Raw genomic sequence first — 11,630 nt, 5'->3', positions numbered from 1 at the left:
CCAGAGCTATCAGGTTCTTGGGCCAGCATCACCGGTGGTATCCGCGCCATCAGCTCGAAGTATCTTCTCTGCGCGCAGTCGTTGGTCATCCGTCAGGGCAGAAGCACCCTCGGTATTGCGGCGGGAGCGGACCACAACGCCAATGACAATCAGCACGCCACCAAAGACGACAATGGCAGGCGTTGCCCAGAGCATCACGGTGCGGGGTTCCAGTTGCGGGCGGTAACGCACAAACTCTCCAAAGCGACCGACCAGGGCCTCAAACACTTCTTCATCCGTAGCCCCTTCGCGCACCATTCGATAAACCTCGTTCTTCATATCTTCGGCAATCGGCGCATTGGAGTCGGCGATGTTCTGATTCTGGCACTTCGGGCAACGCAACTCTTTGGTCAAGTCGCGAAAGCGTTCCCGGTCGGCCTCAGACTCCAGCGGATACACGTCACTGGTAGCGCCAAAGACAAGCCCGGAAACGGTCAACATCAGTGCGAGTGTTAACAGACGAATCATGGCAATCAACCCTCCCGACTGAATTTTTGGAGGAGTGGTTCCAGGGTCTCATTCCAGACTTTTTCGTTAACAACCCCCACATGTCGGTAGCGTACAATGCCGTCGGCATCCACTACGTAGGTTTCCGGGGCACCATAAACCCCCAGATCGAACCCGAGGCGGCCGGACGGATCAAACAGGTTAACGCTGTAAGGATTTCCCAGAGTCTGAAGCCACTCCAGCGCCTGTTCCCGGTTGTCTTTGTAATTGAGGCCGATAATGTGAACGCCTTTCTCCTCCGCCAGCCAGACCAGATCAGAGTGCTCGTCGCGACAGGCAGGACACCAGGTACCCCAGACATTCAGTAAGGAAACCTGACCGCTGAAGACATCGTTGCGGAGCATTACGTCCGGGTTTTCCAGTTGGGCAAGCTCGAACGCCGGGACCGGTTTACCGATCAGGGCTGAATCCAAGTGCATGGGATCTTTTCCTATACCCGAATACATCACCACGCCCAGCGTAATGGCCAACACTACGGGGATAAACAGCAACAGTCGCTTCATGACGTGGCCTCTGGAACAGCGTTACCAGCGCCTGGTTCGGGTGTCCTCGCTGCACGGCTAGCGGGAAGCTTTTCCCGGATGCGGTATCTCCGGTCTGCAATAGCCAGAATCCCCCCCGCTGCCATAAACAGGGACCCGAGCCAGATCCACCGAATCAACGGCTTGTATTGGATCCGCATCGCCCAAGCGTCATTACCCACCTGCTCCCCAAGCGCCACAAACAGATCCCTGGTCAATCCAGCATCAATGCCGGCCTCAGTCATGATGCTTCGCTGCACAGTGTACTGGCGCTTCTCCGGATAAAGCGTGGCTATGTTGCGACCATCACGGGAGATATCGACTTGCGCGGTTTCGGCCGTGAAATTGGCGCCTTGGCGTTCGCCGATCTGTACAAACGTGAAGTCGATATTCTCGATCTGAGCCGTATCTCCCGGCGACATCCGAACATCGCGTTCGACCCCGTAATTCGACACCACCGTTGCGCCCGCCATGGTTATCGCCAGCCCCAGGTGCCCGAGGACCATGCCATAGTAGCTCCGAGACTGGCGCCGAAGGCCATGTAACCGACCTTGCCTGGACGCTGATTTATCCCAGAGGTCACGGGCGGTAGCTGTCACGATCCAGGCAGCAGAGAAGCAGCCTGCGAACGCCCAGGGCTCGAACCTACCCATCCACAGCGGCACCAGCACCGCGATAATAAGGCTCACTGTCGCTGGCCAGAGCAGTTTCCGCCCGAGCCAGCCACCGTCGGTTTTCTTCCAGCGGGAAAAGATACCCGCACCCAGCAGCAGGCCCACCGCAATCGCCACCGGTGAGAAAGTCAGGTTGTAAAACGGCTCCCCAATGGACAGCCGTCCCATGTCGAGATAGTCCAGAATTAACGGATACAACGTGCCTACCAACACCAGCAGCATCGCAGCAATCAAAAGCACATTATTGAGCAGCAGGAATATTTCACGGGAAGCAGAGCCGTAACGAATACGGCTGTGCACTACCGGCGCACGAAAAGCATAAAGTATCAGGCTCGATACAATGGTAATAGCCAGCAGAGCCAACAGAAACTGGCCCCGAGTGGGATCAGAGGCGAACGCGTGCACGGACGTCAACACACCCGAGCGCACGAGGAAGGCACCCAACAGGCTGAGTGAAAAGGTCAGTATAGCCAACAGCACTGTCCAACTCTTGAACACCCCACGTTTCTCGGTCACGGCCAGCGAGTGCATCAGCGCCGTACCTGCAATCCAAGGCAACAAAGACGCGTTTTCGACCGGATCCCAGAACCACCAGCCGCCCCAGCCAAGTTCGTAATAGGCCCACCAGCTACCCAGCGCTATGCCGACCGACAGAAAAGCCCAGGCCACGGTCGTCCACGGGCGTGACCAACGGGCCCAGGCAGCGTCGAGCCGGCCGTTAATCAGAGCAGCGATGGCGAAGGCGAAGGCGACGGAGAAACCCACATATCCCATATAGAGCATGGGCGGGTGCACGATCAGTCCGAAGTCCTGGAGCAGCGGGTTCAAATCCGCACCATCGGTTGGTACGTTGGGGAGAATACGCTCAAAGGGATTGGAGGTCATCAGAATAAACAGCAGAAAACCGACGCTGATCATACCCATAACCGACAATACCTGGGATGTCATCACCGTAGGCAGACGCCGACTGAAAATCGCGACGGCAAGCGTCCAACCCGCAAGGATCAATATCCAGAGCAGCAAGGACCCTTCGTGGGCACCCCAGACTGCACTGAACTTGTAGTACCAGGGCAGCAAGCTGTTACTGTTGTTGGCAACGTAGGCCACCGAAAAATCATCTACCATGAACGCATAGGTCAATACCGCGAACGAAATAGCGACGAACACAAACTGACCAGCCGCCAGCGGTCTCGCAAAGGCCTGCAGACTGACACGACCGGCAAGTGAGCCGGCCAGGGGTATGGTCGCCAACAAAATAGCCAGCAGCAGCGAAAGTATCAGCGAAAACTGTCCGAACTCCGGAAACATTAAATTCTCCCCAGGGGATCTGGATTAAAACGCTAGTCTGGCTCAGTACTCGGGCAAAGTCTGGGCTGTGTTCTTCTCAGCCCGAGCTGCTGCTTTTTCCAGGGACTCCATGACCTCCGGCGGCATATAGTTCTCATCATGCTTCGCCAGCACCTGGTCTGCCACGAAGAGCCGGTTTTCATTAAGCCTGCCAGTTGCCACCACACCCTGCCCTTCGGCGAACAGATCGGGCAGAATGCCGGTATATTCCATGGTCACCGAAGACTCGAAATCCGTTACTCTAAAGGTCACTCGCAGAGACTCCGGATCGCGCTTTACAGAGCCTTCTTCCACCATACCTCCCGCCCGGATACGTACATCCCCCGGCGCCTCACCGGCGGCGATCTGACTAGGGTCGTAGAACAGACTTATATTTTGTCTCAATGCGTAAGTCGTAAGGCCAATAGCGACACTTAGCCCAGCCATCAAAAACAAAATCAGCGTTAATCGTTTCTTTCTTTTCGGGTGCATAATCCACTCAGACAGATCGGTTACGATGTTAATTTAACGGGTTGAATTCAGAGGTTTTACGCCGGGACCTGCCATCAGGTTCTCCCTGTTGACGGTTTCGGGCCTCCAGTTTCAACTGACGTCGCTGGTCGGATTCAAGCCGACGACGCTGACTGAAAGACCACGCGACCAGCCCGCCCAGCAACAGGAAAAATGCGGCATAACAAGCCCAGACATAGGGCCCGTGACCGTCCATCACCATAAAAGCCTGAAAGGAATCAAACGCCATGGTTAGACAACTCCTTCCGACTGAATCAACGTTTTGACCCAGTGGGTTTTGCGTTCGCGATAAAGAATTTCGGTCTGCATCCTGACAAAGGCCAGCCAGCCAAACAGTAAATAGAGCCCCAGCACCACCAGTACAAGCGGCAACCACATTTCAATCGGCATGCTGGGTTTTTCAGTCAGCTTGAAGGTGGCAGGCTGATGCAGCGTGTTCCACCATTCCACCGAGTATTTGATGATCGGAATATTCACCACCCCGACCAGTACCAGCACCGCGACCGCACGGGCGGAAGACTTCTCATCGGAAATCGCTGAACCGAGGGCCATCACGCCGAAGTAGAGAAACAACAGGATCAGCATCGACGTCAGCCGGGCGTCCCATATCCACCAGGTTCCCCAGGTTGGCTTGCCCCAGACGGCCCCCGTAAACAACGCCAGAAAAGTCAGGACCGCACCCACCGGCGCAACCGACTTTACAAAAACATCCGCCAGCTTCATTCGCCACACCAGCGTTACAACAGCTGCGGACGCCATCATGATATAAACCGACTGCGCCAGGAACGCAGACGGTACGTGAATAAAGATAATCCGGTAACTGTTGCCCTGCAGATAATCTTTCGGGGCGAACGCCAGCCCCCAGACAATCCCTGCCAAAGCAAGTGCCAGGCCGCTCCAGAGCAACCAGGGCATCCAGCGACCAGCAATGCCGTAGAACCACTTGGGTGACCCCAGCTTGTGAAAAAATTGCCACATCAGGCGAATACCTTTCTCAACGTAATCTCAATTATTGGACAGACTGATCCGCAAGGCGGCCGCCGACGCAAACGGTGCCAGCGTCATGGCCAACACCAGAAATGCACCCATCAGGGCCAGATAACCGCCCACCGGGGCGCCCTCTGCCGCAGCGGTCACGGTCCCCGTGCCGAAAATAAGCACCGGTATATACAGCGGGATAATCAATAATGACAACAGTACCCCGCCTGACCTCAACCCCAGAGTCAGCGCGGCACCTATGGAACCGATAAAACTCAATACCGGAGTTCCGACCAGCAACGTTAGACACAGAATTGCTGCAGAGTTCCCATCCAGATGTACCATCACGCCCAGCATCGGGGCCAGTAGCACCAGTGGCAAACCGGTCACTAGCCAGTGCGCCAAAGTTTTCGCAAGCACCAGCCAATAGAGTGGCTGGGGCTGCAGGGCCAGTTGCTCAAGCGTGCCATCGTCGAAATCATGTCGGTACAGGTGATCAAGGGACAACAACGTAGACAGCAAGGCTGCCACCCAAAGGATACCGGCTCCGGCCATCTCAAGAAACGCTACTTCCGGGCTAACCCCTAAAGGAAACAGGGACACCACCATGACAAAAAACAGCAGTGGGTTCAGGGTGTCCTGAAGCTGCCGGAAATTGACCTTTAAATCACGCTTCAATACGGCCCACATAGCGGGAAGTAAGGGGGTCGAGTGCGGCAGCGGTCGAATAATCGGCCGGGCTTCAGAATTCACGACCACCTCCCTGCCCCAAACAAAGACGATCCATACCCGGCAATTCGGGTTCATGGTGTGTGGTCAGGATAATCGCACCCCCCATGGCGGCGCGATTCACCAACAGTTGCTCCAGACCCTCAACACCCTGTTGATCAATCGCGGTAAACGCTTCGTCCAGTATCCACAGTGGCTCATCGGACAGCAGCAACCGGGCGAGCGCAACCCGGCGGGTTTGACCGGCCGAGAGGTGCTGACAGGAAACATCTTCAAAACCGGCAAGGCCTGCCCTTGAGAGCGCTTCTGAAAGCTGATCATCGGTCACTCTCTGGCGGCCGGAAATGAGAAACCGGAGATTTTCCAACGGCGTAAGCAAAGGCTTGACTCCGGGCCGGTGACCCATGAACAGCAGATTCCGCAAAAATGTTTCGCGGTCGGCGATAAGAGGCTGGCCCTGCCAAAGCACCTGTCCTTCAAAACCATCGTGAAGTCCTGCCAGGATACGCAACAAGGTGGTCTTGCCAGAGCCATTGGCCCCCTCGACACGGGTCAGGGAGCCGGGCACTATAGAGAAATCAAGACTCTGGAACAAAAGTCTGTCGTCACGCTCGCATGACAAGCCAATCGCCTGAAGCAAGGGAGCGGACTTTAGTGGCTCTGACATCGGGGCCCCAAACACTGACAAGACCTGGCGTGGCTCAGGAATAACGGTCTCCCGGCATTAAACCACCGGGTACGGGGGAGGACAGCAGCCTCCGGCGGGCAGTATTATAACGAAACTGTGACAAAATTACTGTCTGGAACCGCCGGAGTTGTGTTTCAGCTCAGGCGACCGATTTTTCGAACACATCCGTGGGCTAAGGAGTGGTATGAAAGTCCCCGATAGCGGCCAGTCACCACAGCCCTCCGAAACACCCCGTACTGCTAAAGGCGAGGGTTCGTCCGTCAGTTCCGGCCAACGACATGAGCCCTCGCTATCCACGGGCGCGTTGCTTGACCGGCTGCAACTCGAAAACCGCCAGGCGGTAATGGCCCGGGTGGCCCAGGTTCTGACTAACCAACAGGGTCAGGCAGACAGTTTGTTACTGGAGCTCCGGGGACGCAACTTGCTGGTTCAGCCCGCCCAGGGCGAAGCCAAACTCGAGGTCGGCGACTTGATTAAGGTGATGCGGGCCGGTAACGAACTTCAGTTAATGTCCAAGCTGGCCCCACCTATGGAGTCCCGCATTGCGCAGGCTCTGGCTCAGCGTCTGCCCTGGCAACAAAGACTTGATACCGGCCTCAGTCAGTTGATGACGGCGGTCTCGATCGGCGCTAAAGCAACCACCCCGATGGCTCCGGCCCAGCCGCTTTCCATCAACGCCCAGGCAGCGATTCAACAACTTGTCAGCCGTCTGCCCACCAGCGATTCTTTTTCACCAGGCATGAAGGCAGGCTCGATCAATGCGGGCCCTGTCGCCAGCGTCGCCACCTCCGGCTCTAGCAGTTCTCAGACACCAGGCAGTCTGGCGTCTCAGGTAAAGGCCTGGATCAGCGAAAGCGGCCTGTTCGCGGAATCCCGCCTGGCAAGGGCGCCAGATACCACCCTGCCCGATCTGAAACTTGCCCTGACCAGAGTCGTCACCGCGCTGTTAGCCCAGCAAAATGCTGGCGCTGAGCAATTCAATCGTTTCACGCCGCTCGCCAGTCATGAACTGGTGCAGGCTCCGTTGCAATTTCCGAATCCATTATCCACCCCGCCGCCAACGTCGCAAACCGAACCGGTTACTGTCGGGCAGATGTTACGGTTGCTGGCTGGCATGCTGAACCGTATATCGGTGAATCAGCTCCATAGTCAGATGCTCACCAATCGGGGTACTGCCGAAGCGCCTGCGCCGTCTACCTGGCTGATCGAATTGCCGTGGGTAACGCCTCAGAACGAGCCCAGAATCGCCCAGCTTCGTCTGGAACATTACTCCGCCGAGGACAGGGACAGCCCCAATTCTCGACCGACATCGCCGGTAGCGGAATGGCGCTTCTCCCTGGCCCTCGATCTGGATGCTTCTGGCCCGGTTTACTTTGAAGTATCACTTCGGGACATGCAGGTGTCGGCACGGGTATGGGCGGAGCAGCAAGACACCCTCAGGCAGGTTCAGACTGAACTGACCGAGCTGCGCACTCGTCTGACAGACCTCGGATTGGAAGTGGTCGATCTGGAATGCCGTCGTGGCAGCCCCCAGGGCGCCACCACGAAACTGGAGCAACGTTTGGTGGATACCCGTGCCTGACCCCCAAACCGACTCATTAGCCGCAGAAGATAACGCCTATGACTGATGCCCACGACGCCCTTCGACAGACTGCAGTAGCGCTCAAATATGATGGCACCCGTGCGCCGACCGTGGCTGCGAGCGGGCTTGATGACATTGCAGACGAAATTATCCGGATTGCCAGGGAACATGGCGTCCCACTTTATGAAAACCCGGAGCTGGCCACAATCCTGGCGCGACTGGAGTTGGATGAGGAAATACCGGACACCCTGTATCGGGTGATTGCTGAAATTCTGGCATTTGCCTTCAACCTGCAAGGGAAAACCCCCGCGGACGCGGGGGCAAATTCAACAGATAGCTGAACCCTGTAACCGGTCAGGCGGCCCGACGATTTTTCAAGGCCGCAACCAGTTCCGCTTCGGGCCGTGAAATCCCGCAGGTGTTCATCAGGTCATCAATATCGGCACCCAGGTCAACCAGCCGGGAGGCCTCGTCATAGGACACCCTGAGCGGATCGTTCTGGCGCATTTCGTCCATCAGACCACGCAGTTCATGGAGTTGTCGCTCGCAGGCCACTACCCGGTGGCCGACACCCATACTGCCACTGCCAGTGGCATGAATTTCACGACCAAGGGCGTCGCAACGCTCCTTTAACTGGCCCTTGAGCTGGCCAACCTGTCGACGCGCCACCACGGATTGAATGAACAGTAAAACCAGTGCACCGGTGGTCAGCGCCCAGGGGGCCAGCGTTGTCAAATCCATCATGATCGGGTTTCCTCATCACTCTGACCATTGGCTGGCTGCCATTATGTTCACCCTGTCCGATACCGCTATTTCCGATCAGAGTGATGCCATCTCAGCCCATTCGTGGTCTGTCAGCATCTTGTCGAACTCAACCAGAATGATGAGTTCGCCGTTCTTGTTGCACACGCCCTGGATAAATTTTGCGCTTTCCTCGTTACCCACATTCGGTGCTATTTCAATTTCACTGGACTTCAGGTAAACCACTTCGGCCACAGAATCCACCAGAATACCCATAACTTGATTGGAGGATTCCATCACCACGATCCGCGTGGCGTCAGTGACTTCCTGGTCGGCAAGTCCGAACCGACGGCGGGTATCAATGACCGTAACGACGTTGCCGCGCAGGTTAATAATGCCAAGAACGTAATCCGGAGCGCCGGGGACCGGCGCTATTTCGGTGTACCTCAATACTTCCTGAATCTGCATGACGCCGATACCATAGGTTTCGTCGTCAAGCCGGAAAGTCACATACTGAAGTACCTGATCGTCCTGGCTCTGATTCTTCTGTCCGCTCTGGGCTGCCATATCGCACTGTCTCCTAGGCAGGCTGCCCGAACCGGACAACCTGATCGTCAAAAAACCATCAACAGTGCCCTCACTATCAGTTAAGGGCACAAACCGTGCCAGTCCTTCCCTCTCAGACCTTGAAAGCGGAACATCCGGCAAACATAAAACCTTTACTCGAGCGCCAAGCGCTGCTCGTTTTCTGCACGGGCCAACAGGGAGGCCATAGTGCCGACGTCGATCAGGGCGCACATATGCTTGATCACTGTCCCCGCCAACCAGGGCCGCTTACTCCGGGCAGAACGCCAACGCACCTCTTCCGGATCCAGCGTAAAAGATTGCGCAACCTCGTCACAGGCCAATGCCCATTCGCTGTTATCCAGACGAATGACAAAACGATAACCCTCCCGGGCTCCCGCTGGCACCCTCCCGGCCATGATCCACTCAGCAGTATCCACGATCCGGAGGTTCTGATCACGGTCCGGAAGCATGCCCATATACCATGGCGGCCGCCCGGGTATTGGTTTCACTTTGCTTTCGATCCTGTGGATAGCCCCCAGTAACACCAGCGGTACTGCCAGTTGCAACCCGGCAACCCGGAAAATCAGACACTCAAAGGGCTTTTGGGACCAGGGTGGGCGTTCCAGCGGCGGTGACTCTGCTGGCGGCTCTTCAGTGCGCTGAGCCGGGTATGCGGTGCTCGCCGGTCCAACCTCCGGTGTTTTGACAGGTTCTGCAACCGGCTCAGGCGACACTTTGGATTCGACCCTCACACGCGCCACGGGCGCTGCGATCACTGGAGCTGGGGGCGCAGCCCGAGATTCGTTGCGAACCGGTTCTGCCCCAGAGTCGCCAGTTTCCAGCGCGCTACTGGTGGCTGTTTGAAGCAGTTCATCAAGATAGCTGGCCAACGCCGTAGTCGGACTGGCAAATTGGGTATCAGTGGCTGAACTCATTATCCGGCCACCCGCTTGAGTCCGCGTTCTGGCGGCATGGTACCGGCGGGCGTCAAAATTCTGACCTGCATCATCACTGACTCCCCGACGTACTGGTGCTCTCTATGAGATCATCCAGCAACCGCCGGTAGGCCCTTACCCCATGGGTTTCGTTGTCAAACGAGGAGGGCACGACACCGGCCTGGCTGGCGTCCCGGAATTTAGTGTCAACCGGAATGGCAAAACGCCACAAGGTATCCGGATAACTCTTGCGGAGTGTATTGAGACTTTTAAGGGACGCTTGAGTACGCCGGTCAAAGAGCGTTGGCACGATGGTGTACGTCAACTGGCTTTTCTGGGAACGCATAATCATTTCAAGGGTGTGCAGCATCCTTTCCAGCCCTTTAATTGCCAGAAACTCCGTCTGCACGGGGACCACAAGATGCTGAGCAGCGGCCAGGGCATTGACCATCAAGACGCCAAGTGATGGTGTGTTATCCAGTAGCACATAGTCAAAATCATCCCAAAGCTGCGCCAGCGCCCGGGAAATTATCAAACCCATCCCTTCTACGCCAACCATTCGACGCTCCAGCGTCGCCAGTGCAGTACTCGCTGGCAGAAGCGAGAGGCCCGTACAGGGAGTCTCTGTGACCAGCTGAGCCGGTAAACCATCGGGAACCTTGCCCTGGTGCTGAAACAAATCGAAGACGCTGTGTTGAAGACTATCAGGATCATGGCCGAACCAGCTCGTGAGCGAGCCATGAGGGTCCAGATCCACCACCAGCACACGCTTGCCACGGGCCGCCAAAAGCCCGCCGAGCGTAACCACGGTCGTTGTTTTACCGACGCCACCTTTCTGATTGGCTACTGCCCAGATTCGCACACTGACTCTCCGACTGATGACGCACCCTGTTTTACTGTATCGGCGCGGCTGACATTAACTTGATACTCCGACGGCAAACTATTGCCCGGCTTCAGCACTAAATTCAGATAAATACAGAATCCGTGCCAGCTTCGACGCCTTCCAGCGCCTGGCTACCGCATGGCGCCCCGAATGCTGGCGTCCCGGGATATCAACAGCACCACCCTACGATTCCGACTACGGCCTTCATCGGTGTCATTGCGGGCAACCGGCTGAAATTCGCCGTAACCGATGGCCGCCATGCGAGCGGGTTCAATACCTTCCATTGCCAGCATCCGCACCACCGCTGCTGCCCTCGCAGTAGAGAGCTCCCAGTTAGAGGGGAAAGCCTGTGTCCGGATCGGACGGTCATCGGTAAAGCCTTCAACCCGCACAGCGTTATCGCGATTTTCAAGCACCCCGGCTATGGTTTCCAATACTGTAAACGAATCGAAGTGAGGTTCTGCATCTCCGCTTCCAAACAGCAGGCTGTTTCTTAAGCTAAGCTCGATCCACTCATCACTGGTTTCGAGGGTCACTACCCCCTGCTCGATAAATTCATCAAACTCCAGGGCAAGCTGATCGGCCATCACTCTGAGAGCAGCGCTTCTGGCTTGTTGACTGGATTCACGGTTGCGGGGCGCTTCAGTGACCGGCGGCGGGATAACGTCGGCGCCCTGACCCGACCGGCTGGTCGGGGTTGCCTCCCCTGCTTCGATGGGATTCACTGACCGTTGAGGCGCATTGAATACCCCGGTAAGGGTTTCCGAAAGCACTTTGTATTTGCCTTCGTTGACAGAGGAGACGGAATACATCACGACAAAAAAGGCGAACAACAGCGTGATGAAATCCGCATAGGAAATCAGCCAGCGCTCCTGGTTGTGGGGGTCGTCTTCATTTTGTCGCCGACGTCGCATGATGCCTCCTCCTGC

At 56.6% G+C, this 11,630-nt stretch carries 15 protein-coding genes; 2 read left to right on the top strand and 13 right to left on the bottom strand.

What is annotated here, in order from left to right:
• Positions 1–9 precede the first annotated feature (9 nt).
• The 8 genes from WEB64_RS03370 to ccmA are packed head-to-tail and all read right to left on the bottom strand — an operon-like array spanning position 10 to position 5,972.
• Positions 10–507, bottom strand: a complete 498-nt coding sequence (locus WEB64_RS03370) for a cytochrome c-type biogenesis protein (RefSeq protein WP_368061789.1) — start codon at positions 505–507, stop codon at positions 10–12.
• A gap of 5 nt (positions 508–512) precedes the next feature.
• Complete coding sequence (locus WEB64_RS03365) at positions 513–1,049, bottom strand: DsbE family thiol:disulfide interchange protein (RefSeq protein WP_368061790.1); 537 nt, start codon at positions 1,047–1,049, stop codon at positions 513–515.
• Complete coding sequence (locus tag WEB64_RS03360; RefSeq protein WP_368061791.1) at positions 1,046–3,049, bottom strand: heme lyase CcmF/NrfE family subunit; 2,004 nt, start codon at positions 3,047–3,049, stop codon at positions 1,046–1,048. Before WEB64_RS03360 ends, WEB64_RS03365 begins: the two co-directional genes overlap by 4 nt.
• Positions 3,050–3,091: 42 nt before the next feature.
• A complete protein-coding gene (gene ccmE, locus WEB64_RS03355) occupies positions 3,092–3,559 on the bottom strand; it encodes a cytochrome c maturation protein CcmE (RefSeq protein ID WP_368061792.1) in 468 nt (155 codons plus the stop codon).
• Between the two features lie 28 nt (positions 3,560–3,587).
• Positions 3,588–3,827 carry a heme exporter protein CcmD gene (gene ccmD, locus WEB64_RS03350; protein WP_368061793.1) on the bottom strand — a complete coding sequence of 80 codons (240 nt, stop codon included), beginning with the start codon at positions 3,825–3,827 and terminating at the stop codon, positions 3,588–3,590.
• A 2-nt stretch (positions 3,828–3,829) separates the two neighbouring features.
• A complete protein-coding gene (ccmC, locus tag WEB64_RS03345) occupies positions 3,830–4,576 on the bottom strand; it encodes a heme ABC transporter permease CcmC (protein ID WP_368061794.1) in 747 nt (248 codons plus the stop codon).
• Between the two features lie 27 nt (positions 4,577–4,603).
• On the bottom strand, positions 4,604–5,266 hold the full coding sequence (gene ccmB / locus WEB64_RS03340) for a heme exporter protein CcmB (RefSeq protein WP_368062253.1): 663 nt from the start codon (positions 5,264–5,266) through the stop codon (positions 4,604–4,606).
• 52 nt (positions 5,267–5,318) lie between these two features.
• Positions 5,319–5,972: a cytochrome c biogenesis heme-transporting ATPase CcmA gene (gene ccmA, locus WEB64_RS03335; RefSeq protein WP_368061795.1), complete on the bottom strand. Its 654-nt coding sequence runs from the start codon at positions 5,970–5,972 to the stop codon at positions 5,319–5,321.
• 205 nt (positions 5,973–6,177) lie between these two features.
• Between ccmA and WEB64_RS03330 the strand changes: the two genes are divergently transcribed.
• Both WEB64_RS03330 and WEB64_RS03325 read left to right on the top strand, forming a co-directional pair.
• Positions 6,178–7,575 carry a flagellar hook-length control protein FliK gene (locus WEB64_RS03330; RefSeq protein WP_368061796.1) on the top strand — a complete coding sequence of 466 codons (1,398 nt, stop codon included), beginning with the start codon at positions 6,178–6,180 and terminating at the stop codon, positions 7,573–7,575.
• Positions 7,576–7,613: 38 nt separating this feature from the next.
• Positions 7,614–7,916, top strand: coding sequence for an EscU/YscU/HrcU family type III secretion system export apparatus switch protein (locus WEB64_RS03325; protein WP_368061797.1), 303 nt, complete (start codon positions 7,614–7,616; stop codon positions 7,914–7,916).
• A 13-nt stretch (positions 7,917–7,929) separates the two neighbouring features.
• Here the strand turns inward: WEB64_RS03325 and WEB64_RS03320 are convergent, their stop codons facing one another.
• From WEB64_RS03320 to motD, 5 genes are all read right to left on the bottom strand, one after another.
• Entirely contained in the window at positions 7,930–8,319 is a 390-nt protein-coding gene (locus tag WEB64_RS03320; RefSeq protein WP_368061798.1) for a DUF2802 domain-containing protein, read from the bottom strand.
• A 75-nt stretch (positions 8,320–8,394) separates the two neighbouring features.
• Positions 8,395–8,883, bottom strand: a complete 489-nt coding sequence (locus WEB64_RS03315) for a chemotaxis protein CheW (RefSeq protein ID WP_368061799.1) — start codon at positions 8,881–8,883, stop codon at positions 8,395–8,397.
• 152 nt (positions 8,884–9,035) lie between these two features.
• Positions 9,036–9,818, bottom strand: coding sequence for a chemotaxis protein CheW (locus tag WEB64_RS03310; protein WP_368061800.1), 783 nt, complete (start codon positions 9,816–9,818; stop codon positions 9,036–9,038).
• Between the two features lie 73 nt (positions 9,819–9,891).
• Positions 9,892–10,680, bottom strand: coding sequence for a ParA family protein (locus tag WEB64_RS03305; protein WP_368061801.1), 789 nt, complete (start codon positions 10,678–10,680; stop codon positions 9,892–9,894).
• Positions 10,681–10,832: 152 nt separating this feature from the next.
• Positions 10,833–11,615 (bottom strand): flagellar motor protein MotD, encoded by a 783-nt coding sequence (gene motD / locus WEB64_RS03300; protein WP_368061802.1) that lies wholly within the window; start codon positions 11,613–11,615, stop codon positions 10,833–10,835.
• Between the last annotated feature and the right edge of the window lie 15 nt (positions 11,616–11,630).

This window comes from Marinobacter sp. (genome assembly GCF_040882185.1).
Classification (GTDB): Bacteria; Pseudomonadota; Gammaproteobacteria; order Pseudomonadales; family Oleiphilaceae; genus Marinobacter.
The sequence above is the reverse complement of the archived record's forward strand: the minus strand, read 5'-3'. Positions and strand labels throughout refer to the sequence as shown.

Excerpts from the sequence above, each read along its gene's own strand:
- motD (WP_368061802.1), bottom strand. The coding sequence starts at position 11,615 with ATGCGACGTCGGCGACAAAATGAAGACGACCCCCACAACCAGGAGCGC.
- WEB64_RS03330 (WP_368061796.1), top strand. The coding sequence starts at position 6,178 with ATGAAAGTCCCCGATAGCGGCCAGTCACCACAGCCCTCCGAAACACCC.
- WEB64_RS03370 (WP_368061789.1), bottom strand. The coding sequence starts at position 507 with ATGATTCGTCTGTTAACACTCGCACTGATGTTGACCGTTTCCGGGCTT.
- WEB64_RS03310 (WP_368061800.1), bottom strand. The coding sequence starts at position 9,818 with ATGAGTTCAGCCACTGATACCCAATTTGCCAGTCCGACTACGGCGTTG.
- WEB64_RS03320 (WP_368061798.1), bottom strand. The coding sequence starts at position 8,319 with ATGATGGATTTGACAACGCTGGCCCCCTGGGCGCTGACCACCGGTGCA.
- ccmE (WP_368061792.1), bottom strand. The coding sequence starts at position 3,559 with ATGCACCCGAAAAGAAAGAAACGATTAACGCTGATTTTGTTTTTGATG.
- WEB64_RS03315 (WP_368061799.1), bottom strand. The coding sequence starts at position 8,883 with ATGGCAGCCCAGAGCGGACAGAAGAATCAGAGCCAGGACGATCAGGTA.
- WEB64_RS03365 (WP_368061790.1), bottom strand. The coding sequence starts at position 1,049 with ATGAAGCGACTGTTGCTGTTTATCCCCGTAGTGTTGGCCATTACGCTG.
- ccmB (WP_368062253.1), bottom strand. The coding sequence starts at position 5,266 with ATGTGGGCCGTATTGAAGCGTGATTTAAAGGTCAATTTCCGGCAGCTT.
- ccmD (WP_368061793.1), bottom strand. The coding sequence starts at position 3,827 with ATGGCGTTTGATTCCTTTCAGGCTTTTATGGTGATGGACGGTCACGGG.
- WEB64_RS03325 (WP_368061797.1), top strand. The coding sequence starts at position 7,614 with ATGACTGATGCCCACGACGCCCTTCGACAGACTGCAGTAGCGCTCAAA.
- WEB64_RS03360 (WP_368061791.1), bottom strand. The coding sequence starts at position 3,049 with ATGTTTCCGGAGTTCGGACAGTTTTCGCTGATACTTTCGCTGCTGCTG.
- ccmA (WP_368061795.1), bottom strand. The coding sequence starts at position 5,972 with ATGTCAGAGCCACTAAAGTCCGCTCCCTTGCTTCAGGCGATTGGCTTG.
- ccmC (WP_368061794.1), bottom strand. The coding sequence starts at position 4,576 with ATGTGGCAATTTTTTCACAAGCTGGGGTCACCCAAGTGGTTCTACGGC.